The organism is Rhizobium sp. 25PS6, assembly GCF_032464655.1.
Taxonomy (GTDB): Bacteria; Pseudomonadota; Alphaproteobacteria; order Rhizobiales; family Rhizobiaceae; genus Rhizobium; species Rhizobium laguerreae.
This window is the reverse complement of the sequence record NZ_JAWDIV010000002.1, coordinates 269,018-295,069: the sequence shown is the minus strand read 5'-3', so window position 1 is coordinate 295,069 and position 26,052 is coordinate 269,018. Positions and strand designations below refer to the sequence as shown.

The 26,052-nt window shown below is 60.5% G+C and carries 24 protein-coding genes, 1 tRNA gene and 1 pseudogene; 10 read left to right on the top strand and 16 right to left on the bottom strand.

Annotated features, from left to right (window positions below):
* Nucleotides 1-224 precede the first annotated feature (224 nt).
* From RWK44_RS04025 to obgE, 4 genes are read right to left on the bottom strand one after another with little or no spacing between them, the layout of a single operon-like run.
* On the bottom strand, nt 225-887 hold the full coding sequence (locus RWK44_RS04025) for a nicotinate-nucleotide adenylyltransferase (protein WP_077977989.1): 663 nt from the start codon (nt 885-887) through the stop codon (nt 225-227).
* Nucleotides 862-2,145: a glutamate-5-semialdehyde dehydrogenase gene (locus tag RWK44_RS04020; protein WP_131665119.1), complete on the bottom strand. Its 1,284-nt coding sequence runs from the start codon at nt 2,143-2,145 to the stop codon at nt 862-864. The genes RWK44_RS04025 and RWK44_RS04020 overlap by 26 nt, the downstream gene beginning before the upstream one ends.
* Nucleotides 2,138-3,307 (bottom strand): glutamate 5-kinase, encoded by a 1,170-nt coding sequence (proB, locus tag RWK44_RS04015; RefSeq protein ID WP_222061747.1) that lies wholly within the window; start codon nt 3,305-3,307, stop codon nt 2,138-2,140. The genes RWK44_RS04020 and proB overlap by 8 nt, the downstream gene beginning before the upstream one ends.
* Nucleotides 3,294-4,382, bottom strand: a complete 1,089-nt coding sequence (obgE, locus tag RWK44_RS04010) for a GTPase ObgE (RefSeq protein WP_222061746.1) — start codon at nt 4,380-4,382, stop codon at nt 3,294-3,296. The genes proB and obgE overlap by 14 nt, the downstream gene beginning before the upstream one ends.
* Before the next feature lie 84 nt (nt 4,383-4,466).
* Here obgE and RWK44_RS04005 point away from each other — a divergent pair, with 84 nt between their 5' ends.
* On the top strand, nt 4,467-5,333 hold the full coding sequence (locus RWK44_RS04005) for an endonuclease/exonuclease/phosphatase family protein (protein ID WP_131665122.1): 867 nt from the start codon (nt 4,467-4,469) through the stop codon (nt 5,331-5,333).
* Nucleotides 5,334-5,374: 41 nt separating this feature from the next.
* On the opposite strand, the gene RWK44_RS04000 is transcribed toward RWK44_RS04005, so the two are convergent.
* The 4 genes from RWK44_RS04000 to rplU all read right to left on the bottom strand — a co-directional run bounded on the left by RWK44_RS04000 (nt 5,375) and on the right by rplU (nt 7,362).
* Nucleotides 5,375-5,962: a GNAT family N-acetyltransferase gene (locus RWK44_RS04000; protein ID WP_026160055.1), complete on the bottom strand. Its 588-nt coding sequence runs from the start codon at nt 5,960-5,962 to the stop codon at nt 5,375-5,377.
* Nucleotides 5,959-6,615 (bottom strand): GNAT family N-acetyltransferase, encoded by a 657-nt coding sequence (locus RWK44_RS03995; RefSeq protein ID WP_131665123.1) that lies wholly within the window; start codon nt 6,613-6,615, stop codon nt 5,959-5,961. The genes RWK44_RS04000 and RWK44_RS03995 overlap by 4 nt, the downstream gene beginning before the upstream one ends.
* 126 nt (nt 6,616-6,741) lie before the next feature.
* Nucleotides 6,742-7,011 (bottom strand): 50S ribosomal protein L27, encoded by a 270-nt coding sequence (gene rpmA / locus RWK44_RS03990; protein ID WP_003543909.1) that lies wholly within the window; start codon nt 7,009-7,011, stop codon nt 6,742-6,744.
* Nucleotides 7,012-7,044: 33 nt separating this feature from the next.
* Nucleotides 7,045-7,362, bottom strand: coding sequence for a 50S ribosomal protein L21 (gene rplU, locus RWK44_RS03985; protein WP_003543907.1), 318 nt, complete (start codon nt 7,360-7,362; stop codon nt 7,045-7,047).
* Between the two features lie 305 nt (nt 7,363-7,667).
* On the opposite strand from rplU, the gene RWK44_RS03980 reads away from it, so the two are divergent.
* Nucleotides 7,668-7,757 (top strand) — tRNA-Ser (locus RWK44_RS03980).
* A gap of 128 nt (nt 7,758-7,885) precedes the next feature.
* On the opposite strand, the gene RWK44_RS03975 is transcribed toward RWK44_RS03980, so the two are convergent.
* The 5 genes and pseudogenes from RWK44_RS03975 to RWK44_RS03955 all read right to left on the bottom strand — a co-directional run bounded on the left by RWK44_RS03975 (nt 7,886) and on the right by RWK44_RS03955 (nt 13,856).
* On the bottom strand, nt 7,886-9,334 hold the full coding sequence (locus RWK44_RS03975; RefSeq protein ID WP_131665124.1) for an adenylate/guanylate cyclase domain-containing protein: 1,449 nt from the start codon (nt 9,332-9,334) through the stop codon (nt 7,886-7,888).
* A gap of 437 nt (nt 9,335-9,771) precedes the next feature.
* Nucleotides 9,772-9,886, bottom strand: a pseudogene (locus RWK44_RS03970) (thioredoxin); the annotation flags it as partial.
* A 6-nt stretch (nt 9,887-9,892) separates the two neighbouring features.
* Nucleotides 9,893-11,524, bottom strand: a complete 1,632-nt coding sequence (locus RWK44_RS03965; protein ID WP_316028389.1) for an ArnT family glycosyltransferase — start codon at nt 11,522-11,524, stop codon at nt 9,893-9,895.
* A 300-nt stretch (nt 11,525-11,824) separates the two neighbouring features.
* On the bottom strand, nt 11,825-12,385 hold the full coding sequence (locus tag RWK44_RS03960; RefSeq protein WP_316028388.1) for a DsbA family protein: 561 nt from the start codon (nt 12,383-12,385) through the stop codon (nt 11,825-11,827).
* A gap of 34 nt (nt 12,386-12,419) precedes the next feature.
* Nucleotides 12,420-13,856: a DUF6880 family protein gene (locus RWK44_RS03955; protein WP_316028387.1), complete on the bottom strand. Its 1,437-nt coding sequence runs from the start codon at nt 13,854-13,856 to the stop codon at nt 12,420-12,422.
* Between the two features lie 200 nt (nt 13,857-14,056).
* Between RWK44_RS03955 and RWK44_RS03950 the strand changes: the two genes are divergently transcribed.
* Complete coding sequence (locus RWK44_RS03950; protein ID WP_168321302.1) at nt 14,057-14,311, top strand: DUF2934 domain-containing protein; 255 nt, start codon at nt 14,057-14,059, stop codon at nt 14,309-14,311.
* A gap of 33 nt (nt 14,312-14,344) precedes the next feature.
* Here RWK44_RS03950 and RWK44_RS03945 read toward each other — a convergent pair whose 3' ends face one another.
* Nucleotides 14,345-14,914 (bottom strand): GNAT family N-acetyltransferase, encoded by a 570-nt coding sequence (locus RWK44_RS03945; protein WP_316028425.1) that lies wholly within the window; start codon nt 14,912-14,914, stop codon nt 14,345-14,347.
* A 153-nt stretch (nt 14,915-15,067) separates the two neighbouring features.
* Nucleotides 15,068-15,712, bottom strand: a complete 645-nt coding sequence (locus tag RWK44_RS03940) for a ThuA domain-containing protein (protein WP_222007041.1) — start codon at nt 15,710-15,712, stop codon at nt 15,068-15,070.
* A 276-nt stretch (nt 15,713-15,988) separates the two neighbouring features.
* Between RWK44_RS03940 and galE the strand changes: the two genes are divergently transcribed.
* Together galE and RWK44_RS03930 are read left to right on the top strand one after the other, a co-directional pair.
* Complete coding sequence (galE, locus tag RWK44_RS03935; protein ID WP_316028386.1) at nt 15,989-16,972, top strand: UDP-glucose 4-epimerase GalE; 984 nt, start codon at nt 15,989-15,991, stop codon at nt 16,970-16,972.
* Nucleotides 16,950-18,494: an alkaline phosphatase family protein gene (locus tag RWK44_RS03930; RefSeq protein WP_316028385.1), complete on the top strand. Its 1,545-nt coding sequence runs from the start codon at nt 16,950-16,952 to the stop codon at nt 18,492-18,494. The genes galE and RWK44_RS03930 overlap by 23 nt, the downstream gene beginning before the upstream one ends.
* Nucleotides 18,495-18,605: 111 nt before the next feature.
* Here the strand turns inward: RWK44_RS03930 and RWK44_RS03925 are convergent, their stop codons facing one another.
* A complete protein-coding gene (locus RWK44_RS03925; protein WP_316028384.1) occupies nt 18,606-19,103 on the bottom strand; it encodes a DUF1993 domain-containing protein in 498 nt (165 codons plus the stop codon).
* A gap of 375 nt (nt 19,104-19,478) precedes the next feature.
* Between RWK44_RS03925 and RWK44_RS03920 the strand changes: the two genes are divergently transcribed.
* From RWK44_RS03920 to RWK44_RS03900, 5 genes are all read left to right on the top strand, one after another.
* Entirely contained in the window at nt 19,479-20,408 is a 930-nt protein-coding gene (locus RWK44_RS03920; protein WP_221999485.1) for a sugar ABC transporter substrate-binding protein, read from the top strand.
* 69 nt (nt 20,409-20,477) lie between these two features.
* Nucleotides 20,478-22,019 carry a sugar ABC transporter ATP-binding protein gene (locus RWK44_RS03915; RefSeq protein ID WP_168255994.1) on the top strand — a complete coding sequence of 514 codons (1,542 nt, stop codon included), beginning with the start codon at nt 20,478-20,480 and terminating at the stop codon, nt 22,017-22,019.
* Nucleotides 22,020-22,053: 34 nt separating this feature from the next.
* Nucleotides 22,054-23,079 carry an ABC transporter permease gene (locus RWK44_RS03910; protein WP_131665134.1) on the top strand — a complete coding sequence of 342 codons (1,026 nt, stop codon included), beginning with the start codon at nt 22,054-22,056 and terminating at the stop codon, nt 23,077-23,079.
* A gap of 230 nt (nt 23,080-23,309) precedes the next feature.
* Nucleotides 23,310-24,368 carry a dipeptidase gene (locus tag RWK44_RS03905; RefSeq protein ID WP_027668555.1) on the top strand — a complete coding sequence of 353 codons (1,059 nt, stop codon included), beginning with the start codon at nt 23,310-23,312 and terminating at the stop codon, nt 24,366-24,368.
* A gap of 37 nt (nt 24,369-24,405) precedes the next feature.
* A complete protein-coding gene (locus tag RWK44_RS03900) occupies nt 24,406-26,049 on the top strand; it encodes an ABC transporter substrate-binding protein (protein WP_222061737.1) in 1,644 nt (547 codons plus the stop codon).
* Nucleotides 26,050-26,052: the final 3 nt, after the last annotated feature.

The following is a 26,052-nucleotide window of genomic DNA, read 5'->3' as shown; positions in this document are numbered from 1 at the left end:
CTGCACAGAGTTGCACGCAATGCATTGCTGCAATGCACCAATCGATATTCATCTTCCTGCGAAATATGCTACAACACACTCATCGACACGGCTTCTCCTCCTCCCATAGCCGTTCGATAGGGTCGACAACACTCCTCCTCCCAGTTGTCGATCGAGTTTATAAGCCCGACGGATCTCCTCCCCCGTCGGGCTTTCTCGTTTTCGGGGATCTTCTGAAAATTAGGCTATTCGGCGTCGCTGTGCGACGAGCCGTTGCGGATTGCCGTCGAACTCAGGCCGGAGCGTGGTCCATGGATGAAGGTCCAGGCTGGCGCACGTTTCTTCCAGAGAACACGGGCATCATCCTCGTCGACACGGGCGAAATCGAATGTCCTTGCCATTTTCGAGGAGAGGAAGGACAGCGTCGCGCCCGGCCGATCGATTACCGCGATCGGAAAGGTGCGGGCAATCTCCTGCCATTTCTGCCATTTGTGAAAGGTCTGCAGGCTGTCAGCACCCATTATCCAGATGAAATGCACATGTGGATTACGCGCCTTGACGCGGGCAAGCGTGTTGGCGGTGTAGCTGGTGCCGAGCGTCTGTTCGAAGGCGGTGACCTTGACGCGTGGATCGGCGGCCACACGCTCGCTTTCGGCAATGCGCTCGGCAAGCGGAGCGAGCTGGTTGCGGCTCTTCAGCGGATTTCCCGGGGTGACCATCCACCAGAGCTGGTCGAGGCCAAGCCGCTTGAGGGCGATTTCGGCGACGAGCGCGTGGCCCTGATGCGGCGGATTGAACGAACCGCCGAACAGACCGACAACCATGCCGCGCTCGCTGTGCGGCATGCGGAGATAGTGCCGGTCCACATTCTCGGTCGTCACGTCAGGGCCGCGTCTGTCCGGCACCATGCACCCGATATTTGAAGGAGGTGAGCTGTTCGACGCCGACGGGGCCGCGGGCATGCATCTTGCCGGTGGCAATGCCAATTTCCGCACCCATGCCGAACTCGCCGCCATCGGCAAACTGCGTCGAGGCATTGTGCAGCAGGATTGCCGAATCGACTTCAGTGAAGAAACGCGCGACGACGGCGGGGTCCTCGGCGATAACCGCCTCGGTGTGGTTGGAGGAATATGTCTGGATATGGGCGATGGCGCCCGATATGCCGTCGACGACGGCAACCGAGATGATTGCGTCGAGATATTCGGTCGACCAGTCCTCCTCGGTCGCGGGCTTCAAGCCGGGTGCGACCTTCAGCACTGTTGCCGAAGCGCGGATCTCGCAGCCGGCCTCCGTCAGAACCTCAAGCAGCGGCGTCAGATGCGTGCCGATCGCGGCGCCATCGACGAGCAGGGTTTCGGCCGCCCCGCAGATGCCGGTGCGGCGCATCTTGGCGTTGACCACGATCTTCTTGGCCATTTCGATATCGGCCGAGGCATCGACATAGATGTGGCAAAGGCCTTCGAGATGGGCAAAAACCGGCACGCGAGCCTCGCTCTGCACGCGGGCAACCAGGCTCTTGCCGCCGCGCGGCACGATGACGTCGATCGCCCCGTCCAAGCCGCGCAGCATGGCGCCGACGGCGGCGCGGTCGGTGACCGGCACGAGCTGGATAGCATGCTCTGGAAGTCCCGCCGCCTTCAGACCCTCAACCAGGCAGGCGTGGATAGCCTGCGATGAACGGCGCGAATCCGAGCCGCAACGCAGGATGACGGCATTGCCCGCCTTGAGGCAGAGGGCGCCGGCATCAGCCGTAACGTTCGGCCGGCTTTCGAAGATCACGCCGATGACGCCGAGCGGCGTGCGGACGCGCTCGATTTTCAGCCCGTTCGGCCGGTCCCAGGCAGCGATGACTTCGCCGACTGGATCGGCAAGGGCGGCGATGGCGCGGATTCCCTCGGCCATTTCGGCGATGCGTTTGTCGTTCAGCGTCAGCCGGTCGACGAAGGAAGCGAGCATCTCGGTGCCTTCGATGTCCTTCAGATCCCTCGCGTTCTCGGCAAGAATATGCGCCTTATTCGCCAGGATCGCATCGGCCATGGCGTTCAACGCGCTGTTCTTCGCCTCGGTGGATGCAAAGCCCAGCGGTCGTGCCGCAGCCTTTGCCTTGCGGCCGATGTCGTTCATCAGCACGTCAATGTCGGGGCCCGGCGCAACGGTATCAAGCATAGCTCGCGTCCTTCTTCTGCCTTTCCGATTTCGAACCGATCTGCGCGGTCATGACCATATCGTCGCGATGGACCATGGCGGCGCGCCCGGCATAACCGAGAATGGCCTCGATCTCCGCCGACTTGCGGCCGGCGATCCGGCGGGCGTCGTCGGCATCGTAGCTTACCAGGCCGCGGGCAATCTCGCGGCCGGCCGGGCCGATGATCGCCACCGTGTCGCCGCGGCTGAAGAGGCCGGAAACGCTGCGAACGCCAGCGGGAAGCAGGCTCTTACCGGCCCCGAGGGCGACGACAGCGCCGTCATCGACATGCAGTTCGCCGGCCGGCTGCAGCTGCCCGGCAATCCAGGTCTTGCGGGCGGTCACGGGTGTGCCCGATGGCGCGAACCACGAGGAACGCGCGCCGCTTTCGATTGCCGATAGAGGATTGTCGGTCTTGCCGGAGGCGATGATCATGGCGCAGCCTGATGCGGTGGCAATCTTGCCGGCATCGATCTTGGTGCGCATGCCGCCGCGCGAAAACTCGGAGGCCGCACCCCCGGCCATTGCCTCGATCTCGGGGGTGATTTCGGCAATCGTCTCGAGGAACGTTGCGTTCGGATCGAGATGGGGCGGCGCGGTGTAGAGACCGTCGATATCGGAGAGAAGAATGAGCAGATCGGCGCCGGTCATCGTCGCGACGCGGGCGGCCAGCCGGTCGTTGTCGCCATAGCGGATCTCGCTGGTGGCGACCGTGTCGTTTTCATTGATGATCGGCACGGCGCCGATCTTCAAAAGCTGATTGATGGTGGCGCGCGCATTGAGATAGCGGCGGCGCTCCTCGGTATCGCCGAGCGTCAACAGGATCTGGCCGGCGACAATCTCGTCGCGTGACAGGCTTTCCGACCAGGCGCGCGCCAGCGCAATCTGGCCGACAGCGGCGGCCGCTTGGCTTTCCTCCAGCTTCAAGGCGCCTGAGGGCAGGTCGAGCACCGAGCGGCCGAGCGCGATTGCGCCCGAGGAGACGACGAGCACGTCGATGCCCTTGGCCTTCAGGCCCGAGATATCGGCGCACATGGCGTCGAGCCAGGATTTCTTCAGCCCGGCCTTGCGGTCGACGAGAAGCGCGGATCCGATCTTGATGACGATGCGGCGGTAGCGGCCAAGCGGCTTACGGCTGGTCATCGTCCTCGCCCTTGTCCTCGCCCTCATCGGTGACGACCATGTCGCGATGACGCAGCTTCGGCATCTTGGCCGGCTTCTCCTCGGTATTGGCTTCGACGATGATGTCGCGCAGCGCGCGCAGCACCTCGGTCATGCCCTTGCCGGTGACAGCCGAAATCTGGAATGGCGTCTTGCCGCAGGCCTTGGCCAATTCCTTGGTCTTCTTCTTCAGTTCGGCATCGTCGAGCACGTCGATCTGCGACAGCGCCACGATCTCCGCCTTGTCGGTCAGCTCGTTTCCGTAGGCTTCGAGTTCGTGCTTGACCGTCTTATAGGCCTTGCCGACCTTTTCCTCCTGGGCGGAGATGAGGTGGAGCAGCACGCGGGTGCGCTCGACATGGCCGAGGAAACGGTCGCCGATGCCGACACCTTCATGGGCGCCTTCGATTAGGCCCGGAATGTCGGCCAGGATGAACTCGCGCTCGTCGATGGTGGCAACGCCGAGGTTGGGATGCAGCGTGGTGAAGGGATAGTTGGCGATCTTCGGCCGTGCACGGGTGACTGATGCCAGGAAGGTCGACTTGCCGGCATTCGGCATGCCGACGAGGCCGGCATCGGCGATCAGCTTCAGGCGCAGCCAGATGGTCTTTTCCTCGCCGGGCAGGCCGGGATTGGCCCAATCCGGCGCCTGGTTGGTCGAGGTTTTGAAATGGGCGTTGCCGAAGCCGCCATTGCCGCCATGGGCAAGACAGTAACGCTGGCCTTCGACGGTCAGGTCGCAGATCAGTGTTTCCTGGTCTTCCTCGAAGATCTGGGTGCCCACGGGAACCTTTAGCGTCACGTCGCTGCCGTTGGCGCCGGTGCGGTTCCTGCCCATGCCATGGGTGCCGATCGTCGCCTTGAAATGCTGCTGAAAGCGAAAATCGATCAGCGTGTTGAGGCCGTTGACGGCCTCGACCCAGACGTCGCCGCCGCGTCCGCCGTCACCGCCATCGGGGCCGCCGAACTCGATGAATTTCTCGCGTCGGAAGGAAACGCTGCCGCCGCCGCCGTCCCCGGACTTGATATAGACCTTTGCTTCGTCGAGAAATTTCATTTTACTTCCAATATTCAGTGGCGGTTGGACGGCCCGTCTTGGCCCATTCGTTATAGGCGGTTCCGACGGAGGTCAAAGATTATCGTGAATTTTGCGAGCTATAACATACAGTACGGCTTCGGTCTCGACGGCAGATACGATCTGGCGCGCATTGCCCGGAGTCTCGTGGGGGCCGATGTCATCGCGCTGCAGGAGGTGACCCGCGGCTTCTCCCGCAACGGTTTTGCCGACATGGCGGCCGATATTGCAGCCCTCTTTCCCGACTATTTCTGGGTGTATGGGCCAGCCTGCGACATGCATGTCGAAGCTGATGAAGACGGGCTCCGGCCGTTGCGCGGCACACGATTCCAGTTCGGCAACATGGTGCTGTCGCGCTGGCCGATCGTCTCGACCCGAACGCTGCTTCTGCCGCGCAGCCGCACGATCGGCAAGATCAACCTGCAGCGCGGCGCGATCGAGGCGGTGATCGACGCACCCGCCGGCGCGATCCGCGTCTACTCCGTCCATCTCGACCATGTCTCGGCCGACGAGCGCATCCGACAGCTGCAATTTCTGAATGCCCATATCAATGCGTTCGTCCAGGAGGGTGGTTCGCTGACGGGGGGTGGTGAATTCGACCTGCTGGAGCCGCCGCTGCCGGAGGATTATGTCATCATGGGCGATTTCAACATGGAGCCGGAATCGCCGGAATATTGCGCGCTTGCTGGGGCTGGCGGCGGATATTACGGCCGTGTCGCCAGAATCGGCACGCCGGTCGACGCCTTTGCGGCGCTGGAGGCCTACTCTCCGGAGAGCTACAGCTGGATGGATCCCGAAGATCGCGGCAAACGCATGCATCTCGATTACTGCTTCGTCAGTTGCGGCCTGCAGAGCCGGTTGAAATCCGCCCGGATCGATACGCAGTCCGTCGGTTCCGATCATTTCCCCGTATGGGTCGAGATCGGCGATTGAAGGAGACGCCGCCGATGCGGCGGCGTCTCGAGTTTGATCAGTCAGGCCACTTTTCGCGGCTGCAGCGTGCCCGGCTGCAGCACGGTCTCGATGTGCGACACCATGGTGTTGCGGGCGAAACAATAGATTTCGCCGCAACCCGTCATGCGGAATCCGAGCTTCTCCTGCAATCGCAGCGAAGCCGGGTTGTCGGCAAAGACGCCGGAATGAACAGGCGTCTCCGGCATGCGGCGCGAGAAACGCTCGATGATCGCCGTCACCGCCTCGCTCATATAGCCGCGCCGCCAGTAGTAGCGGTTCAGCCAGTAGCCGAGGTGCCAGCGACCGTGGCGCAACTCGATCGAGACGTTACCGATATGGACATCGTCCTTGCCGGTAATCGCCAGCGGCCAGTCGGGCAGGGTGCCCGAGGTGACCGGGATCAGCCAGTCCAGAGCATCCTGCCGGTCGAACGGCGCGGGTACGCGGGACAGCATGCGCGTGACCGCGAAATCGGAAAGCGATTCCGCGATATCAGGCGCATCGCTCAGCCTGTGGGGGCGGAGCGTCAGCCGGGCGGTCGAGATAACCGGCGCAGGGCCGGGCATCATCGGCTTGACCTCTGGCCTTTGCAGCGCAGTCGTGCTCATGCGATGTTCCCCCAGCTTCGGAGGGACATCCAGGTCTTGCGGTCGAGCCTGTACCATTCGACCGGCACGTTGCTGCCGAGCGCCAGCGATGCGGCGAGCCCCGAACCCTGGAACTGGAAGCCGCACTTCTGGATGACGCGGCGCGAGGCGACGTTCATCACCCGGCAACGGGCGTCGATCTGATCGACGTCCTGACGGGTCCTGAACACCATATCGACCAGGGCATGGCAGGCCTCGGTCGCATAACTCTTGTTCCAATAGGGCTCGCCCAGCCAGTAGCCGATCTCGACGGTCTTGCCGTCTGTCTGCGGCTCAACACCACAGCAGCCGATAAAGGCGCCGTTTTCGGCTTTGGTGATCGCATAGACGCACTTGCCAATCTCGCCATTTTTCGTGCGACGCACGAAGTCGGCAGCATCATCGGCGGTATAAGGGTGCGGCATACGCGATACCATGGTGGCGACTTTGGCGTTGTTGGCGAGATGGGCAAGGGCGTCGATGTCTTCTTCGTGGGGCGCGCGCATGACGAGCCTTTCCGATAACAAGACAGGGCAATCGGTCCTTAACCGTTCCGGCCTCAGCCGCTCGGTGGAAGACCGCTGGTCTTCCCGGGGAGACCGTGATTGGTCTACCCTTAACAATTCGCCTTGCATGGTTCAGTCCTCCTTGAGGGGTAAAGAAAAAGGGGAGATGGCGCCCCATCTCCCCTGTTTTCTAGACTGAACCTGATACGGCCAGCCGGGTCGATGAGACGCCGGCTGTTTTTGAGCGCTACCGGCTTATTCCGCTGCTTCCGCTTTCGGCATGACAGACACGTAGACGCGACCGTTGGCCTTGGTTCGGTAGTTCACATTGCCGGCGGTAAGCGCAAAAATCGTGTGATCCTTGCCGAGGCCGACGTTGGAACCCGGATGCCACTCAGTACCGCGCTGACGCACGATGATGTTGCCTGCGATGACGGCTTCGCCGCCGAACTTCTTCACGCCAAGGCGCTTGGACTGAGAATCGCGACCGTTGCGCGATGAACCGCCAGCTTTTTTGTGTGCCATTGGAGTTCTCCTTTAAACCTTGTCCCGTTGATCTTACTTGGCAGCCACGATGTCCGTGATACGGACGACCGTGTGATGCTGACGATGGCCGCGCGAACGCTTCGAATTCTGACGGCGGCGCTTCTTGAAGGCGATGACCTTCTTGCCGCGGTTCTGTTCGACGACTTCTGCCTTGACAGAGGCGCCGGTAACGAAGGGCGCACCGATCGCAGCGTCGGCGCCTTCGCCGATCACGAGCACTTCGGTGAATTCAATGGAGTCGCCAGCGGTGGCTTCCAGCTTTTCGATGGTCAGCACGTCGTTGGCTGCCACACGGTACTGTTTACCGCCGGTCTTGATGACTGCGAACATTTTTTATCCTTTCATGTTCGTTCCAGCTCTCCTCGCCGATTGAGCAAGGTGGCCGTCTTTTTATCAGTCGAAGTTAAGCAGGGATTTCAGAGGTCTAATCCTCGAACTCTTCCTGCCGGTGAAGCCCCGCGCAAGCGCAGGACAAGCTAGGCGCGGATTTCTCCAAACCTATTGCGCAGCCGAGATAGCCGAGTGGCAAAAAAGTGTCAAGGCAAAAGGATGGAATGGTTCGACTTTTCGGCTTGCCAGCCTGTCATTTGCCCGTTATGAGAACGCCCGCGCCGAACAAGCGCCGACCAGACCGCGGAGAGGTGGCAGAGTGGTCGAATGCACCGCACTCGAAATGCGGCATACCTGCAAGGGTATCGTGGGTTCAAATCCCACCCTCTCCGCCATAAACCAAATATCATGGAAATATAGCACGTGCGAAAACGTGCGGTTTTAGCGTGCGTCACATTCGATTGCAGGGCCACATCTGCGGCGCGGCTGAAGCAACCCGTTCCCAAGAGTCCGACGCAGGTGGTTATGGCCCGTTGATGATGCGATAGACGGAAGCATTGCCCTCAACTCCGTGGAGTGAGGAACCAAACTCCACGACATGGTGGCTGGTCAGAAGATGAATGACACCTGGCGCCGTATAGAGCGCTTCCGAGATACAAATCTCGCCGGCGTCTGCCAGAGATTGCACGCGTGCGGCAACATTTACGGTCTGACCAAAATAGTCGAGATTATCGTTTAGTGTGACAGCTATCGATGGGCCGCAGTGTGCGCCGATTTTGATGATGATGCCCGGCTCGCCATGTTCGCGATTGAAACGCTCGATTTCCTTTAAGATCCCCAATGCCGCCGAAACTGCGTCTGTTGGACGAGAGAAGACGGCCATCACCGCGTCGCCGATCGTCTTTACGATGGCGCCGGAATGTTGCTGCGCCGTCAATTCGAGGAGAGCAAAATGCTCCCTCACCAAGGCGTAGGCGTTGAGGTCGCCCAGGCGCTCATAGAGAGCCGTTGAACCTTTCAGGTCTGTGAAGAGGAAAGTCACTTGGCGAATGCCGAGCCCTTCCCGCTCGTCGACTCGCTCGGACCGGAACAGGCGCCTGAAGGTCTGCCTTGCCAGCAACATCCCGCCGGAGATATACGGCTCGAATTCGAGCTGCGGCTTGATTGTCAGGGCTGCCACGTCGGGCGGCCAGTTTATCAAAAGCAGCGAGCCACGAACGGGTCCTGTATTTTCCACCTCGATAATACAAGGACCCGGCGGTAAAACGGCCAACGCCGGGGAAAAGCGTTGCCCATCATACCTGACCCGCAGCAGCGTCGGCGCTGTGGCCGGCTCACCTGATATCGGCGTCATGAAGGCGGCTTGCGTTTGGACATTCACGCCGGAGAGAACACCAGGACCCAGCTCCGCCCGTAGCGTGACGCTCGAGCTCGGCGGCAGATAAGTGAGGCCTCGGACCAGTCCGCGCAGGTAGTCGAGAAATCGAGCTTGCTGGCCGGGCAGCTTGCCGTCGTTGGCGAAGCGAAGCTTCCAGTGGAAGTCTTCGACCGAGAGCGAGTCGGGATCATGAAACGGCAGCCGCCGAAGATGCGGCGACACGGAGAACGTAACTTCGATGAAGTCATCGAGGTCGGTTTCGCCCGATACGTCGCACAAGCCACAGACATAATGGGTCTTGAGCGTGCGCAAGGCGCCGAAGCTGTCGAGCACCATTCCAGATTGGGGACAAAGCACATCCCAGGTCATCTCGAACAGGCCACACCGGGTGGCATGGAGAAACAGGTCAATGGATTCCGCGTCAGTTATCGCGCGGTCACGTGCGAACGCCAGCGGATTGACACGATAAAGGGAGAGATCGTTGCCGTCCCTGATCAGCGCTTCGAACTTAGAGATCACGCGCGGGCTCCAGGATCGAGCCTGCTCGATCTGGATCATCTTGCTTTCGAGAAGCCGCTCGTCGACGCCAGTCATGGTCAACTTGTCCGAAGGCGTTACGAGCGGAATTTCGGTGCGTCGCCGGGATCGAGTTCCCAATGACCTACATGTTCGAACCTTCACCCGCCGCTGTAGATTGCCGGCCCCAATTCTACCGAATGAACCCTGCTGACACAAGGTCGTGACCGGAGCGGGGTTTTGCGAATACGCTTCCAGAGGCGCACTATGCAGGTCGTCACGAAGTTATTGGAGACCAGATGGCGGACGATCCGAAAACTCAGAGGCCGCTGGCAAGCCTGGGTCCGGCGGCGTGGCACGCAGCTACATGTCTACATGGCTGTTTGGCTTGCGAAACCAGTCTTGAACCAGGGAGTAAGCGGATTGGGAAGATCGCGACACATGATATTCATGGCGGTCGAGAACTGGCAGCAGACAAATAAGCGGGGGAGATAGCCTCCGGCACTCGGCCAGCTTCAGTTGCCCAGCGCCTTCATCCCCCAGACTCCAACCTCATCGCCGCTAGCTCATGTCGGCTTACACCAGCCCGTCGATCATGAAGGTCGGCGAGACATGGATGCCAGACCGTCTCGGTTCTCATGGACGGGTGATCCTATAGACCAGCAAATTATTCAGATCCGCAAGTTTGGTTGCGGTCCTGTCCAGATGGTCGATAACCCCATCATGATGCTCGATGAACAGCCGGCCCTCCTTGTCGGTGGCATTCTTGGCCACGCCGAACAGATCCGCGCCCTGCGCGCGCAGTTCCTCGAGCTGCGCGATCGCAGTGGCGTCATCGGCAACGAATTTCGACCATTCCGCATCGCCTCCGCCAGGCGGGAACACCCAGCCGCGCGCCCTGCTGTAGTAGACTGCGACGGGATCGCCGACCTCGGGCGCGATGGCGACGACGAGGTCGCCCGGTTGTGCCAACCGCGCCAGTTCCTCACCGAGCAGCTTGCCGTTCATGGCGATTGGCTTCTTCATCGTCCTGACGAGGGGCAAGGTCGACCAGGCAAGCGCGATGGCCACGATGAAGATCGAGCGAAGCACCACCGCCGGCGTCAGAACGGTTTTTGACCCAAGCGTTGCCAGAAGAAGCGCGCCGTGGCCGCAGAACATCGCGATCGGCACATGGAAGATATGGAAGTTCCACACATTGCTGGTAATCTCGCCCGCCGCCGCCAGATAGAGGATGATGGCCGCAGCCAGCCACACATAGGGAATGGCCGAAAGGCTGCGCTGCTTCGGGTCTTCGGCGCGGCTGGGCGGCATCCACAAGCCGACGGCCAGCAGCACCAGGAACGGATAGCCGTAGAACCACAAGACCGAGGTGTTCCACAAGGATTTGAAGTAGAATCTGTCCCTGACATAAGTCCAGAAGCCGTCATCCCAGATATAGCCGCCGGTGCCGGCGACATGAAACGGCGGATAGCTGCGGCCGAGGTAAATCGCCCAGCTGAAGTAAGCGCCGATGATGGCCAGGCTCAAAAGCCCCGACAGGAAGACCCAGGTCGCCTGCTTTTGCTTCTTCTCCCGAATCCAGCAGACCATCAGATAGAAGATGGCGGTGCCGGCCGCGATGCCGGGTGGCTTTGACAGCACGCCGAGCGAGAAGCTGACCGTGGCGAGAGGCAAGAGCCAGCCGCTGCCGCCGGCCCAGTATTTGGCGAACAGCCAGACGCCAAGAGTGACCAAGGCCAGCATCGCGGGATCGGGAAGAAACGAGCTGTCGATCATGATCGCCGCCGGCATCAGCGCGTAGGCAAGTGCCGCCGCGTGGGCGTGCATCTCGCCCCAGCATAGTGCCGTCAGCCGATGCAGCGAAAACACCGTCACCAGACCGAAGAAGGCCGCAACCACGCGGCCGAACCAGTCCTGCCAGCCGAAGAGTTGGTAGAGCAAGGCCGTGAGATAGCTGACGATCTGGAACTCGCGGCCCTGATAGCTTGGCCCGGGCCCGGTCCAGTTGACCTCCGGAAAGAAGATGTTCCAGCTGCGCTGCTGGAAATTGTCGGCCATCATTGCGGTGCTTATCTCGCGCCAGCTGAAGCCGTCGACCAGCGGCAAGGTGATCTTGTGGAACCTGAAGACGATCGCAATAAACAGGATCCCCAGCAAGATCGCCGTGTCGAGGCTCAGATAGTAGCGAGCAGCCATGTCCCGGCCGGTCGTCTGCTGCTGACATTGCTGACCTTCGGCCCGGGTCAATTCCGGGTCGTCCGTCATTTGAAACCGTGCCCTCCCCGACCCCCGACGCGGCGTGATACGCGCCGTCATCGGATCGAGAGGGGGATTAGGCTGAGCGGGATCTTGCCGCCGGCGCGGTCGGCTGCGGAGCGGCTCATAGGCTTCACCGAGCAGCGGCTTGGAAGGCTTGCGGGGCGGCTTTGTCATGACGGCAGTTCATCAGCAATGCCTTAAAAAGCCAATTAGCCCAGATTGATTACTGACTCCATTCCCCATGCGAACACGATAAGGACATCGGCGAGACGGCTCAGCTTGATAGTCTCTGGCACACGGCCAGCGTCAATTGCCCAGCGCCTTCTTCACCCAGGCTCCAACTTCGTCGCCGCTGCTCATGTCGGGCTGCACCAGCCCGTCGATCATGAAGGTTGGCGAGACATGGATGCCGTTCTGGCGGGCATATTTGCAGTGCCATTTGATCTCCCGATCGAGATCCGGAATTGCGAAGGCTTCCTTCAGCTTGACGCCGCTGTAGGCTTCCAGGCGCTCGACGATCTGGTTCGGCGTCACATCCATATTCGGGCCGCCGGCATGACGCTCGAATTCGAACTCCTCGCGATGGGCGGCGATGGCTGATATCACCTGCTTTGCAGTTTCCTTGCCACCTTCCAGCGTCGAGGCTGCGATGATGCCGCGGACGAGGACGCCCGAATACATATGCCAAGGTTGCGACTGCAGGCGGATCTTCACGGTGATCTTGTCTTCGTCGGCCTGGCTCAGCAGATCATCGAACTTTTTGAACGCTTTGACCGAATAGGGGCAAGTCGGCTCCAGAAAGGCTTCGAAGATGCGGGGTCCATTGCCCCAAGTCAGTGGATCGGCGTGCCAGGCGCTGGTGGTCATGGAATTCCTCCGAAGGTGAGATGTCTGAAGCGATTTAGGTCACCAGGCTCCAGAAGCCATGCCTCTTGCCGTGCCGGCGCTTAAGTTCTGCGACATAGATGTCATGGGATCTTGCGTTGCCGAAGTCATCGATATGAGGCGCAAGCGATGCGCAGTCCGCAAGATGCCTCGCCGCGTACTTATAGCGGCTGGACCGGCCGCTATCGAGCGCGAAGTCGATCATGGAGCGTAAGGCGATGGTTGCCGCGAGCGGATGTTTCTCCGCCAGAGCTTCGACCGCCAGCGGCATCAGCTCATAGAGATTGCCATCCAGTTCCGCCTTCCGCCTCATCACGAGTTTTGCTGCCTCTGCCGGTGCCGGCCAATTCAGAAAAAATGTAAGCGCCTGGTGGACGTCCGGGAAAGCCTGGGCATGGGCGAATGCCTTCTCCTCCGCCTCCAGATCGTCGAAATCCGGCAGTCGCTTGAGGAAGGCGCGGAGATGCTGGTCGTGCAGCGACTGCTCGAAACACGTCCATCTATAGGTTTGAGCCTCCTCCTGCTGCCCCAAGGCCTCGAGCGTCTCGACGCGCGCGAGCTGCCATTCGAATGGCATGTCGGCCCGGCCTGTCGCATCGACCTCATTCAGTACCTCAAGTGCTTCCTTCGCCCGGCCGGCCGAGACCAGACGATTGGCGATGTCGGCCGCCGTTATCGGCATCCTGCGCGTTTTCTCAGGGTGATGGGCGATGTAGGCATCAACATCGCCCTGGGCGTCGGCAATTTCCTGCAAGGCTATGCGCACCGTCAGATCCCGGTGCGTGCCGAAGATCTCATCTTCGTAAAGGGGGCTTGCGCTGCCCCAGCCGATGACCTTGCGCTCATCCCTGGCCGGCTTGTCTTTCGGTTCCTTGGACCATTGGACGAAGAGCGTTTTCAGGCAATCGAGACCATCCTTGCCGAGGGCTGGCGCCATCGCCGCAATGAGGCTCTCGTACTGGCCGTAACCATCGTCTTGCACGGCTTTGAACACCTTCTCGGCCAGAACATTGGAGTCGATCCTGGCGGACGCGGCGATTGCGGCAGCATCCTTGCAAGCCTGATGAAAACTTTGGATGAGAGAACTGCTGCTGTCGCTGGATCTTTCAAAGATCGGATTCGCCAGTGCGAGGAACTGCCATATCAGTTCGAACGCCTCCTGGGGATCATCGGCGGCAACCGTTTCTGCGATCGTCTTGCGCTGGGTTTCGAGATCGTTCTTCAGCGCTTTCACTTTGCGCCAGTTGATGACGGTGCGGGCGCGGGCAATGCTGGCAAGCCGCTTTCGCACCTCACGCGCCACCTCCTCGCTGCCGTGATTGCCGGCAAGCTCCATTCGAAGCCGTCGCTTGTGGGCAGCGCTGCCCATGCTGACCTCGATCAGCAGCTCGGCAAGGCGCTGCGCACCGAGGGATTCGAGATTCTTCGCATTGAGTGTTGTCTTGGCTGCCATCGGTCATCGCTGTCGCTTCTGCGGGTGACACTACCCTGGAGGCGGTACGAGGCCAAGGTCCGGGAATGTGTGCACGGAATAATCTCTCGGCACCTCGGATTAGCTAAAAACTAACGCTGCCTCGTAACGACTCCTAAAGCCGGTTTTGGCACCTTGTTGCCTGTCGAATATTGCTTCCAAATTTCTCGCTGGGGTTGATTATGAGTCATAATAGAGACGCCTGGGTCAGCCAGCGCGCTTATTCACTATGGGAATCGGAAGGCAGGCCGGATGGGCGTGGGGAAAGCCATTGGGCGCAGGCGCTGAGGGAGTTCGAGCAGATGGAGCTGACGAAGGCCTCGCCTGATGGAAACGACCTCATCGAGAAGCTCAAGGCAGCCGGGCGGCTGATGCGGATCTATGACGAAGCGGCTCCCGCCTTGGAGAACGACCGGCAGATCAAGGCGGCCCGCTAAGCCATATTATCAATCTCTGGGTTGCCGAAATATTCAGCGGCATTCCAGGCGAACGACCGGTCTTGCCGGCAGGCGTCTTGCCACTTCGGTGAAACCGGCATCCAGAAACATCGAGAGCGTTCCCGGATAAAGCTCGGCTCCGTTCGAAGCACGGGCAGCCTGGTCGACGGGATAGGCCTCGAGACATTCGGCTCCGTTTGCCGCCGCAAATTCGACGGCATATTTCAGCAATAGTCGCGATAATCCCTGCTGCCGGAACGCCTTACGGACGATGAAGCAATTGATCGACCAGGCCGGCCTGTCATCGACTGGAGCAAAGGGCTTTGAACGGCGCAGCCGGTCGAACACGACGCGCGGCGCGACACCGCACCATCCGGCTGGCTCATTTTCACAATAGCCGAGAATGCCGGGCGGGCGCGGTTCGGTGAGGAGGCTGCGGAACCAGTTGCGATTCCCCTCGCCCCATCCGGTCTTGTAGTCGGCATTCGGAAGATACCAGTAGGCGCAGCGACAATTCCGGCCGTCGGCGCAATCGTCGAAGACCGCTTCTATATCGGGCAGGCGGTCAGCGGTGGCGGGGAAGAAAGAGAAGCGATCCTGCATCCGGGCAAGTTGCGGCGTGGGCAGACGATCGGCAAGCGGCCGCCCCATGCCGGCCGATTAGGCGAGGCTGCCCTCCAGCCTGATCCGCGTTCTTTAGCCGCCGACATCGCCCGGATCGTTGCCGATCCTCATCCGCGGGCGATCGTTCTGGCGCTACTGGCGTGCGGCCCAGCTGAGGCCACGCCGCAGGATGAGCGGCATGTAAGGATGGTCGAATTCGGCTGCGACATGGCCGAGGGCGGAATAGAAGATGCGGCCGGCGCCGAAATGACGCTTGAAGACGACGGGCATCACCGCATTGCGGGCCGCCGGATCGTAGGCGCCGGTGAAGGTGGTGGTCGCGAGGATTTCGACGGTCGGATCGTAATGGAGATAATATTGCTCCGAACGATAGTCAAAATCGGGAATGCCCTCCATGACGGGATCGTCCTGGCGGGTGACGGCAACGCGAAAGTCGATGATGTTGCCGGGGTGGGCGACCCAGGTGACGCCGGAGACATAGCGGAAAGGCGCGCTTTCCTTGAAGGACGTGGCGAGCGCGCCGTGATGGCCGGCAAGCCCGAGCCCGCCGCGCACGGCTTCGACGAGGCCAGCGGCATGCTCCTTCTCAAGCTTTTCGCCGGTGATGATCGGCACCAGCAGATCGGCTTTCGCCAGCGTCGGCGATCCGAACACGCCGAGATCGCCGGTCACCTCGACGCTAAAATCGTCCTCGCGCAGCAGATCGGCGACGATATGAGCGCATTGCTCCGGCTCATGGCCTTGCCAGCCGCCCCAAACGACCAATGCCTTCCTCATTTGCGCTCTCCCTGCCTGATGGCTGCGGACCGTTGATCATCACATGGTGGTGCAAGCCCCTTAGATCGGGCCGCTATGCAAATCACGCAAATCACGCGAATAATATGTGTTTCTTCCTGATCCGACACAATTGCGCAGGTGGCCGATTGCACCCGGTCGAGCGTAGCTTCGGCATTTGACGTATTGTCCGTTGACGCCGATCGCAGTTCCTTCTTTTTATTGACGTGTATCTCGTCTAGGTTTCTTCCATCTCTCACTGAATAATAAGGGTGGTACATGGCAGGTGAAACGGTTCTTGTCGTCGGCGGCGCCGGCTATATCGGCTCGCATACGTGCCTCGACCTGGCGAACAAGGGCTATACGCCTGTCGTCTTCGACAATTTTTCGAACGGCCATCGCGAGTTCGTCAGATGGGGACCGGCCGAAGAAGGCGATATTCGCGATCGCGCCCGGCTGGATGAGGTGCTGGCCAAGCACAAGCCGGCGGCGATCCTGCATTTCGCGGCACTGATCGAGGTCGGCGAATCGGTCAAGGATCCGATTGCCTTCTATGAGAACAATGTGATCGGCACGTTGACGCTGCTCTCAGCGGCACAGGCGGCCGGCATCAACGCCTTCGTCTTCTCTTCCACCTGCGCGACCTACGGCCTGCCGCAGAGCGTGCCGCTCGACGAAACGCACCGGCAGGTGCCGATCAATCCTTACGGGCGGACGAAATATATCGTCGAGCAGGCGCTTGCCGATTACGACCAGTACAGGAGCCTGCGCTCGGTGGTGCTGCGTTATTTCAATGCGGCCGGCGCCGATTTCGAGGGCCGGATCGGCGAATGGCACCAGCCGGAAACGCATGCGATACCGCTGGCGATCGACGCGGCCCTCGGCCGCCGCCAGGGTTTCAAGGTGTTCGGCAGCGATTACGAGACCCGCGACGGCACCTGTGTGCGCGACTATATCCATGTGCTGGATCTCGCCGATGCGCATGTGCGCGCCGTCGAATATCTGCTGAAGGGCGGCGATTCCGTCGCGCTCAATCTAGGTACCGGCACCGGCACGACGGTCAAGGAATTGCTCGGCGCGATCGAGGACGTGTCGAACCGGCCTTTCCCGGTCGAATATATCGGCCGGCGCGAAGGCGATTCGCATACGCTGGTCGCCAATAACGACAAGGCGCGCGACGTGCTCGGCTGGGTGCCGCAGTATGATCTGTCCGAGATCATCCGCTCCGCCTGGGACTGGCATGCAAAGTCCAACCAGCATTGACAAGGTGCGCCGGCCGAACATCCTGCTGATCACGGCGGACCAGTGGCGCGGTGATTGCCTGTCGGCCGTCGGCCATGCCTGCGTAAAGACGCCGGGTGTCGATGCGCTGGCGCGCGAAGGCACGCTCTTCCGGCGGCACTATGCCGGGGCGGCACCCTGCTCACCGGCGCGGGCCACGCTCTATACCGGTCTCTATCAGATGAACCACCGCGTCTGCCGCAACGGTTCGCCGCTCGATGCTCGCTTCGACAATCTGGCGCTGGCCGCCCGGCGGGCAGGATACGACCCGACGCTGTTCGGCTACACGGATACGGCGCCCGATCCGCGCGGGATGGATGCCAGGGATCCGCATCTGACGAGTTATGAAGGCGTGCTGCCGGGCTTTACGGCCCGCCAGCTTTTGCCCGAGCATGAAAGACAATGGCTCTCCTGGCTCAGGTCCCGCGGCCATGCGGATGCCGTCAGCCGCGATATCCATATTCCGGTCGGTGCCAGAGCCGGAGACATCTCCGATGCGGCGCCGGCTTATTCGCGCGACGAGACCCAGACGGCTTTCCTGGCCGGCGAATTCATCCGCTGGATGGGCGAACAGGACAGGCCGTGGTTTGCGCATGTCTCTTTCCTGCGGCCGCATCCGCCATTCTCCGTGCCGGAGCCGTTCAACCGCATGTTCCCGCCGGGCGAAGGACCGGCTTTTGCCCGTGCGGCAAACTTCGAAGCCGAACAGGACAGTCATCCCTACCTCGCCTATGCCATGCCGCGCTCCGACAGGGGCGACTTCATCCGCGGCGCAACGGGGCCGCTCAGCGGCTGGAACGCCGAGGATTTCGCCGCGATCCGGGCGATCTATTACGGCATGATATCAGAGGTCGATGCGCAGCTCGACCGCATCTGGCAGGCGCTCAAGGATGCGGGCGCCTGGGACGACACGCTTATTGTCTTCACCTCTGATCACGCCGAGATGGCGGGCGATCACTGGACGCTCGGCAAGGGCGGCTTCTTCGACGGCGGCTATCATATACCGCTTGTCATACGCGATCCCGCAAGCAGTGCTGCGGGTGGGGTCGTCGACAAATTCACCAGCGCTGCCGATATTTTTCCGACACTTTGCCAAAGGCTCGGCATCGACGCGAAGAACGGGCTCGATGGCCGGTCGCTCATGCCGTTTGTCAGGGGTGGGAGCGGACAGGGCTGGCGGGATGCGGCATTCTGGGAATTCGATTTCCGCGACATTGCGCATGGCGAGGCCGAGCGTCATTTCCGGCTGCGGTCCAACGAATGCAATCTCGCGGTGATCCGCGACGCACGGTTCAAATATGTGCATTTTACCGCTTTGCCGCCGCTGCTCTTCAATCTTGCCGACGATCCGATGGAACTCGACAATGTCGCGGCGGATCCGGCCTATGCGGCGATACGGCTCGATTATGCCGAGAAGCTGCTGTCGCTCAGAGCATGCCATCTCGATCAGACGCTCGCCTATACCGAGCTGACGGAAAGGGGGCCGGTAACGCACCGGCCCTGATATTACAGCGCCGCGCGTCTTTTTCAGACCCGCAAAGGACGCTGTAACGCTTTGAATCGCTGCATAATTTTATCCTTAAATCGGTCTCGATTTAAGGAATTATGCAGTGGTCTAGCCGAGATAATCGCGTTTGCCGATCGGCGCACCCTGGCTACGCAGGATGGCGTGGGCCGTCGCGACGTGGAAATAGAAGTTCGGCAGGGCGAAGGTGGCGATATATTCGTCACCCGGTAGCACGATACCACTCTTTCCCGGCAGGGTGATCTGGCGGGTTTCTGTGCCTTCCAGTGCTTCCACCGAGAAACCGGCGAGATAGGCTTCAGTCTTTGCCAGGCGCTCACGAAGGTCTTCGAACGTCGTTTCGTTATCCTCGAACTTCGGGGCTTCGGTCGCCGTCAGGCGGGCGAGCGCAAATTTGGCGGTGTCGCTGGCGCGCTGATACTGGCCGGAGAGCGGCAGCATGTCGGGCGCCAGGCGAGCGGCGACCAATATGATGGGATCGATATTCTTTTCCTTCGCATAGGCTTCGGCCTTGTCGAGGTAGGTTTTCAGGCTGGCGAGGCCGCGCTGGAACATCGGAACGGTGAGGCGATACATCGAAATGGACATCTGTCCTGTCTCCAAAAGCTTCAAATGATTGGGTCGCGGCGAGAGGTCGAAGGCGTCTGTGGCCGTGAGCCCGTCTTCGACCCTCCCATAGATGGATGCTCGTTTGGTCTTTCACAACGCCGACAATGCGGGCGTCGGTCCTGAAGCCTCGCATGGCATTGCGCTCTCATCCATATCTCGCCGCCGCTAAAGATACTTGACGTCGTTCCCAGAAAATGGAATGAATATTCCGCAGGACGGATTCGACGGTTTGTTTGTTCCGTTTTGCGGAGCGCCGCGGGAGAGGTGGCGCGGGGAATTGCGGCTTCAGAGCAAATGCCTGGAGCTCCGGCGTGAGGAGGTGCAGCCGGGCACCGCTTTGTGGAGGAAGTGAAAATGAAAAAGTTTATCCTGGGCACTGCGATGGCGCTCGTCATGTCGACGGTAGCTCACGCGGAAACCGTCGGCGTCTCGATGGCGAAATTCGACGACAACTTTCTGACCGTTCTGCGCAACGGCATGACCGATTATGCAAAGACACTGAGCGGCGTGACGCTGCAGGTCGAAGACGCGCAGAACGACGTTTCCAAGCAGCAGAGCCAGATCCAGAATTTCATCGCCTCCAAGGTCGATGCAATCATCGTCAACCCTGTCGATACCGATGCGACCACGGCGATGTCGAAGCTCGCGGCCGATGCCGGCATTCCGCTGGTTTACGTCAACCGTCAGCCGGTCAACGTCGACACGCTGCCGGACAAGCAGGCCTTCGTCGCTTCCAACGAGCTGGAATCCGGCACGCTGGAAACCAAGGAAATCTGCCGTATTCTCGGCGGCAAGGGCAAGGCCGTCGTCATCATGGGCGAGCTCTCCAACCAGGCTGCGCGCATGCGGACCCAGGACGTCCATGACGTCATCAAGACAGACGAGTGCAAAGGCATCGAGATCGTCGAAGAGCAGACTGCCAATTGGGACCGCACCCAGGGCGCCGACCTGATGACCAACTGGCTCTCCAGCGGCATTGAATTCGACGCCGTCATCTCCAACAACGACGAAATGGCGATCGGCGCCATCCAGGCGCTGAAGGCGGCCGGCAAGGATATGAGCAAGGTCGTTGTCGGCGGCGTCGACGCCACGCAGGACGCGCTCGCCGCCATGCAGGCGGGCGATCTCGACGTCACGGTGTTCCAGGATGCCGCCGGCCAGGGCAAGGGCTCGCTCGATGCAGCGCTCAAGCTTGCCAAGGGCGAGAAGATCGAAAAGAAGGTCTACATTCCCTTCCAGCTCGTCACGCCTGCCAACGTCAAGGACTTCGTCGCTAAGAACTGAGGCGAATGCCACACAGGATGCGGGCTTTGCCCGCATCCTTTTCGCCTACCCGTATCTGGAGGAGATGATATGGCCGTCAGCCCGACAACCATGGCCGCCGTTCGTGCAAGCGGCGCCGTCCCGAATGCGGAATATCTCTTGAGCGCCGAGGGTGTCCGCAAGGAATTTCCTGGTGTCGTCGCACTCGACGACGTGCAGTTCCGGCTGAAGCGCGCTTCCGTGCATGCGCTGATGGGCGAAAACGGCGCCGGCAAATCGACCTTGATGAAGATCCTCGCCGGCATCTACACGCCCGATAAGGGCGATATTCGCCTGAAGGGGATCGAGATCCGGCTGAAATCTCCGCTCGACGCGCTGGAGAATGGCATTGCTATGATCCATCAGGAACTGAACCTGATGCCGTTCATGACTGTTGCCGAAAATATCTGGATTCGCCGCGAACCGAAGAACCGCCTCGGCTTCATCGATCACGGTGTGATGCACCGCATGACCGAAGATCTGTTTACTCGGCTCAATATCGCTATCGATCCCGATATCGAGGTCCGGCATCTCTCGGTCGCCAACCGGCAGATGGTCGAGATCGCCAAGGCGGTTTCCTATAATTCCGACGTGCTGATCATGGACGAGCCGACTTCGGCGCTGACGGAGCGTGAGGTCGAGCATCTTTTCCGTATTATCCGCGACCTCAGGGCCCAGGGCATCGGCATCGTCTACATCACCCACAAGATGAACGAGCTTTTCGAGATCGCCGACGAGTTCTCCGTCTTCCGCGACGGCCGATATATCGGCACCCATGCCTCGACCGACGTCACCCGCGACGACATCATTCGCATGATGGTCGGGCGCGAGATCACCCAGATGTTTCCCAAGGAAGAGGTGCCGATCGGCGAGGTCGTGCTCTCCGTCAAGGATCTGTGTCTGAAGGGCGTCTTCAACAACGTCTCCTTCGAGGTCAGAGCCGGCGAGATTCTCGGTGTGGCCGGTCTTGTCGGTTCCGGGCGGTCGAATGTCGCCGAAACGCTGTTTGGTGTGACGCCGGCAAGCTCCGGCTCGATCGAGCTCTACGGCAAGCCGGTGACCATTTCTTCGCCGACCGAGGCCATCCGCAATCGGATGGCGTTCCTGACCGAAGACCGGAAAGACACCGGCTGTCTGCTGATCCTCGATATTCTCGAGAATATGCAGATCGCCGTTCTGCAGGACAGATACGTCAAGGGCGGCTTCGTGCAGCAGGGCGCAGTCGAGGCAACTTGCGAAGACATGGCAAAAAAGCTGCGCGTGAAAACGCCCAATCTTTACGAGCGGGTGGAAAATCTTTCGGGCGGCAACCAGCAGAAGGTGCTGATCGGGCGCTGGCTGCTCACCAATCCGCGCATCCTCATCCTCGACGAGCCGACGCGCGGCATCGATGTCGGCGCCAAGGCGGAAATCCACCGGCTGGTCACAGAGATGGCGCGAGACGGTGTGGCGGTGGTGATGATCTCGTCCGAGATGCCCGAGGTTCTCGGGATGAGCGACCGCATCATGGTTATGCACGAGGGACGCGTGACCGGTTTCCTCAATCGCGATGAAGCAACGCAGATCAAGGTGATGGAGCTGGCTGCGCAGTGATGCGTTGACGGCGATTGCCCAAGGGAGGTTTGACATGACTACCAAGGCAGCAGAGGGCGCGGCTCCGCTCGCAACCCGGCAAAGGCGGCGGCGCATACCGACGGAGCTCAGCATTTTCCTCGTGCTCGTCGGCATCGCGCTCATCTACGAAGTGCTCGGCTGGATGTTCATCGGCCAAAGCTTTCTGATGAATTCGCAGCGTCTGACCATCATGATCCTGCAGGTCTCCGTCATCGGCATCATCGCCGTCGGCGTCACGCAGGTCATCATTACAGGCGGCATCGATCTTTCGTCGGGTTCGGTCGTCGGCATGACGGCGATGATCGCAACGAGCTTTGCCCAATCCTCGACCTGGGGACGGGCCGTATTTCCCTCGCTGACCGACCTGCCGGCTTTCATACCTATCGTCGTTGGTCTGCTGATCGGGGCGGCCGCCGGTCTCGCGAACGGCGCGCTCATCGCCTACACGAAGATCCCGCCGTTTATTGCAACACTTGGCATGTTCGTTTCGGCCAGAGGCGTCGCGAAGTGGTATACGAAGGGACAGCCGGTTTCCGGGGTCACCGAGCAGTTTCATTTCATCGGAACGAAAGCTTGGCCGGTTGTCGTCTTCCTGGTCGTTGCGCTGATCTTTCACATTGCGCTGCGCTATACGCGCTATGGAAAATTCACCTATGCCATCGGCGCGAACCCGCAGGCCGCGCGTGTTTCTGGCATCAACATCGAGGCGCATCTCGTCAAGGTCTATGTGATTGCCGGATTGCTTGCAGGTCTTGCCGGTATCGTCACGGCGGCACGTGCGGAAACCGCACAGGCCAGCATGGGCGTCGGATATGAACTCGACGCGATCGCTGCGACCGTCATCGGCGGCACTTCGCTCACCGGCGGTGTCGGGCGCATCACCGGCACTGTCATCGGCACCATCATCCTCGGCGTCATGACCTCAGGCTTCACCTTCCTCAGGATCGACGCCTACTACCAGGAGATCGTCAAAGGCCTCATCATCGTCGCGGCTGTCGTCATCGACGTCTACAGACAGAAGAAGCGCCGCAAACACTGATCTCTGGCCTGCGATGATTTTTTACGGGAGCTTCGGCTCCCGTTTCATTTTCTAAAAAAAGAGGTGGCGAATTCCGTCAGCTTTTCTATTCTGGCCGCTTCATTCGCCCTCTACAGCGCCGCGCGTCTGAAAAGACGTGCGGCGCTGTAGCACTTTGAATGCTGCATAATTTTGTTCTTAAATCGATTCCGATTTAAGGAATTATCCAGTAGGGCAGCGCAGGAAGACAGATGCAATTCGTATTTGACGGTCACAACGACGTTCTCCTTCGACTCTGGACCCATTCAAAAGACGGCAGCGACCCGATCTCGGAATTCGCAGACGGCACGACGGTCGGCCATATCGATGCGCATCGGGCTAGAGAGGGCGGTCTTTCAGGCGGTCTCTGCGCCATCTATATTCCTTCGGGCGATCTCGTCTTCGCCGATCCGGATGCCGACGGCCGCTATGTGACGCCGATGGCGGCCCCTCTCGATCCGCTGCCTTCGCTTGCCATTGCCAATGAAATGGCGGCGATCGCGCTGCGGCTCGACCAGGCCGGCGCCTGGCGGCTCTGCCGGACGGTGAAGGATATCCGCAGCGCCATGGCGGACGACATTTTCGCCGCCGTCATGCATATGGAAGGCTGCGAGGCGATCGGCGCCGATCTCTCGGCGCTCGAGGTGTTCTATGCGGCAGGGCTGCGGTCGCTCGGTCCGGTCTGGAGCCGGCACAATGTCTTCGGTCACGGCGTGCCCTTCGCCTTCCCGATGTCGCCGGACACGGCGCCGGGCCTCACCGATGCCGGCTTCGCGCTGGTCAGGGAATGCAATCGTCTTGGTATCCTGATCGACCTTGCCCATATCACCGAGAAAGGTTTCTGGGACGTGGCGAAGAAGACGGACCAGCCGCTGGTCGCCAGCCATTCCAATGCCCACGCCCTGACGCCGGTCGCGCGCAACCTGACGGACAGGCAGCTCGATGCGATCCGCGAAAGCCGCGGGCTCGTCGGCATCAATTATGCCACCGCCATGCTGCGTGCCGACGGCCGCTCGGACAGCGACACGCCGCTTGCCGACATGATCCGCCACATCGACTATCTTGTGAACCGCATCGGCATCGACTGCGTGGCCCTCGGATCGGACTTCGACGGGGCCACCATTCCCGAGGAAATCGGCGATGCAGCCGGTAATCAGAAGCTGATTGCCGCTCTCAGAGAGGTTGGCTATGCTGACGCCGACCTGGCAAAACTCGCCCGTGAAAACTGGCTTCGCATTCTGGCTCAGACTTGGCGGGAGGACCACGCCTAAGCCTTTCAAATCCAATCAAAAAACAGGGGAACAGACCATGACGATAACCAAACTCAGCCGCAATTTTCGCCTGCTTTCGGCGGGAGCCGCTCTTTCGCTCCTAATGATGGCCGCACCCTCCGCCTTTGCCGAGACGCCGAAGGACACGCTGGTCGAAGGCTTCGCGATCGACGACATCATCACGATGGATCCGGGCGAGGCTTTCGAGCTTTCGACGGCCGAAATCACTACCAACAGCTACAGCCTGCTCGTCCGTCTCGACATGGACGACACGTCCAAGGTGAAGGGCGATCTGGCCGAGAGCTGGAGCGTTTCCGATGACGGCCTTACCTATACGTTCAAGCTGAAGTCAGGCCTGAAATTCGCCTCCGGCAACCCAATCACCGCCGAAGACGTTGCCTGGTCGTTCGAGCGTGCCGTCAAGCTCGACAAGAGCCCGGCCTTCATCCTCACCCAATTCGGTCTGACCGGCGACAACGTCGCGGAAAAGGCCAAGGCTGCCGATGCCGGCACCTTCGTCTTCACGGTCGACAAGGCCTATGCGCCGAGCTTTGTGCTCAATTGCCTGACGGCAACCGTCGCTTCTGTCGTCGACAAGAAGCTGGTGCTGGAGCATGTGAAGGCGGTGACGCCGGGTGCCGAGCACAAATACGACAACGACTTCGGCAATGAATGGCTGAAGACCGGCTATGCCGGCTCCGGCGCCTATAAGATGCGCGAATGGCGCGCCAACGAAGTCGTCGTGCTGGAGCGCAACGACAATTATTATGGCGACAAGGCAAAGCTCAACCGCGTCATCTACCGCTACATGAAGGAAAGTTCGGCCCAGCGCCTGGCGCTCGAAGCCGGTGATATCGATATCGCCCGCAATCTCGAGCCGGGCGACATCGACGCGGTTTCGAAGAATCCCGATCTCGCGACAACGAGTGCGCCGAAGGGCACGATCTATTATGTCAGCCTGAACAACAAGAACGAGAACCTGAAGAAGCCGGAAGTCCAGGAAGCCTTCAAATATCTGGTCGATTACGATGCGATCGGCGCAACGCTGATCAAGGGGATCGGCGAGATCCACCAGACCTTCCTGCCGAAGGGCCAGCTCGGCGCGCTCGATGAGAATCCCTACAAGCTCGATGTCGCCAAGGCCAAGGAACTGCTCGCCAAGGCCGGCGTACCCGACGGTTTCTCGATCACGATGGACGTGCGCAACAGTCAGCCGGTAACCGGTATCGCCGAATCCATGCAGCAGACGCTGGCGCAGGCCGGCGTGAAGATGGAAATCATCCCCGGCGACGGCAAGCAGACGCTGACCAAGTATCGCGCCCGTACCCATGACATGTATATCGGCCAGTGGGGCTCGGACTATTTCGATCCGCATTCCAATGCCGATACCTTTACCGGCAATCCCGACAATTCCGATGCGGGCACGGTGAAGACGCTCGCGTGGCGCAACACCTGGGAAGCGCCGGAGCTCGACAAGCAAGCCAAGGCAGCACTTCTGGAGCGCGACGCCGCCAAGCGCGCCGCCATATATCAGGACATCCAGAAGAAGTACTTGGCAAACAGCCCCTTCGTCTTCATCTTCCAGCAGACCGAGGTGGCTGGCTACCGCAAGAACCTGAAGGACTTCAAGCTGGGTCCGAGCTTCGACACCAATTTCGTCGGTCCGATCGCCAAGGAATAGTCC

Bases quoted from the DNA above. Each gene is read 5' to 3' on its own strand.
- RWK44_RS03925 (WP_316028384.1), bottom strand. From the start codon at position 19,103: ATGTCCATTTCGATGTATCGCCTCACCGTTCCGATGTTCCAGCGCGGC.
- RWK44_RS04025 (WP_077977989.1), bottom strand. From the start codon at position 887: ATGGTGCCGGACAGACGCGGCCCTGACGTGACGACCGAGAATGTGGAC.
- RWK44_RS03945 (WP_316028425.1), bottom strand. From the start codon at position 14,914: ATGCAGGATCGCTTCTCTTTCTTCCCCGCCACCGCTGACCGCCTGCCC.
- RWK44_RS03920 (WP_221999485.1), top strand. From the start codon at position 19,479: ATGAAAAAGTTTATCCTGGGCACTGCGATGGCGCTCGTCATGTCGACG.
- RWK44_RS03930 (WP_316028385.1), top strand. From the start codon at position 16,950: ATGCAAAGTCCAACCAGCATTGACAAGGTGCGCCGGCCGAACATCCTG.
- RWK44_RS03900 (WP_222061737.1), top strand. From the start codon at position 24,406: ATGACGATAACCAAACTCAGCCGCAATTTTCGCCTGCTTTCGGCGGGA.
- RWK44_RS03915 (WP_168255994.1), top strand. From the start codon at position 20,478: ATGGCCGTCAGCCCGACAACCATGGCCGCCGTTCGTGCAAGCGGCGCC.
- rplU (WP_003543907.1), bottom strand. From the start codon at position 7,362: ATGTTCGCAGTCATCAAGACCGGCGGTAAACAGTACCGTGTGGCAGCC.
- RWK44_RS04020 (WP_131665119.1), bottom strand. From the start codon at position 2,145: ATGCTTGATACCGTTGCGCCGGGCCCCGACATTGACGTGCTGATGAAC.
- RWK44_RS03975 (WP_131665124.1), bottom strand. From the start codon at position 9,334: ATGACTGGCGTCGACGAGCGGCTTCTCGAAAGCAAGATGATCCAGATC.
- RWK44_RS03995 (WP_131665123.1), bottom strand. From the start codon at position 6,615: ATGCAAGGCGAATTGTTAAGGGTAGACCAATCACGGTCTCCCCGGGAA.
- RWK44_RS03960 (WP_316028388.1), bottom strand. From the start codon at position 12,385: ATGACCACCAGCGCCTGGCACGCCGATCCACTGACTTGGGGCAATGGA.
- rpmA (WP_003543909.1), bottom strand. From the start codon at position 7,011: ATGGCACACAAAAAAGCTGGCGGTTCATCGCGCAACGGTCGCGATTCT.
- galE (WP_316028386.1), top strand. From the start codon at position 15,989: ATGGCAGGTGAAACGGTTCTTGTCGTCGGCGGCGCCGGCTATATCGGC.
- RWK44_RS03910 (WP_131665134.1), top strand. From the start codon at position 22,054: ATGACTACCAAGGCAGCAGAGGGCGCGGCTCCGCTCGCAACCCGGCAA.
- RWK44_RS03950 (WP_168321302.1), top strand. From the start codon at position 14,057: ATGAGTCATAATAGAGACGCCTGGGTCAGCCAGCGCGCTTATTCACTA.
- proB (WP_222061747.1), bottom strand. From the start codon at position 3,307: ATGACCAGCCGTAAGCCGCTTGGCCGCTACCGCCGCATCGTCATCAAG.
- RWK44_RS03965 (WP_316028389.1), bottom strand. From the start codon at position 11,524: ATGACGGACGACCCGGAATTGACCCGGGCCGAAGGTCAGCAATGTCAG.
- RWK44_RS03905 (WP_027668555.1), top strand. From the start codon at position 23,310: ATGCAATTCGTATTTGACGGTCACAACGACGTTCTCCTTCGACTCTGG.
- RWK44_RS04000 (WP_026160055.1), bottom strand. From the start codon at position 5,962: ATGAGCACGACTGCGCTGCAAAGGCCAGAGGTCAAGCCGATGATGCCC.
- RWK44_RS03940 (WP_222007041.1), bottom strand. From the start codon at position 15,712: ATGAGGAAGGCATTGGTCGTTTGGGGCGGCTGGCAAGGCCATGAGCCG.
- obgE (WP_222061746.1), bottom strand. From the start codon at position 4,382: ATGAAATTTCTCGACGAAGCAAAGGTCTATATCAAGTCCGGGGACGGC.
- RWK44_RS03955 (WP_316028387.1), bottom strand. From the start codon at position 13,856: ATGGCAGCCAAGACAACACTCAATGCGAAGAATCTCGAATCCCTCGGT.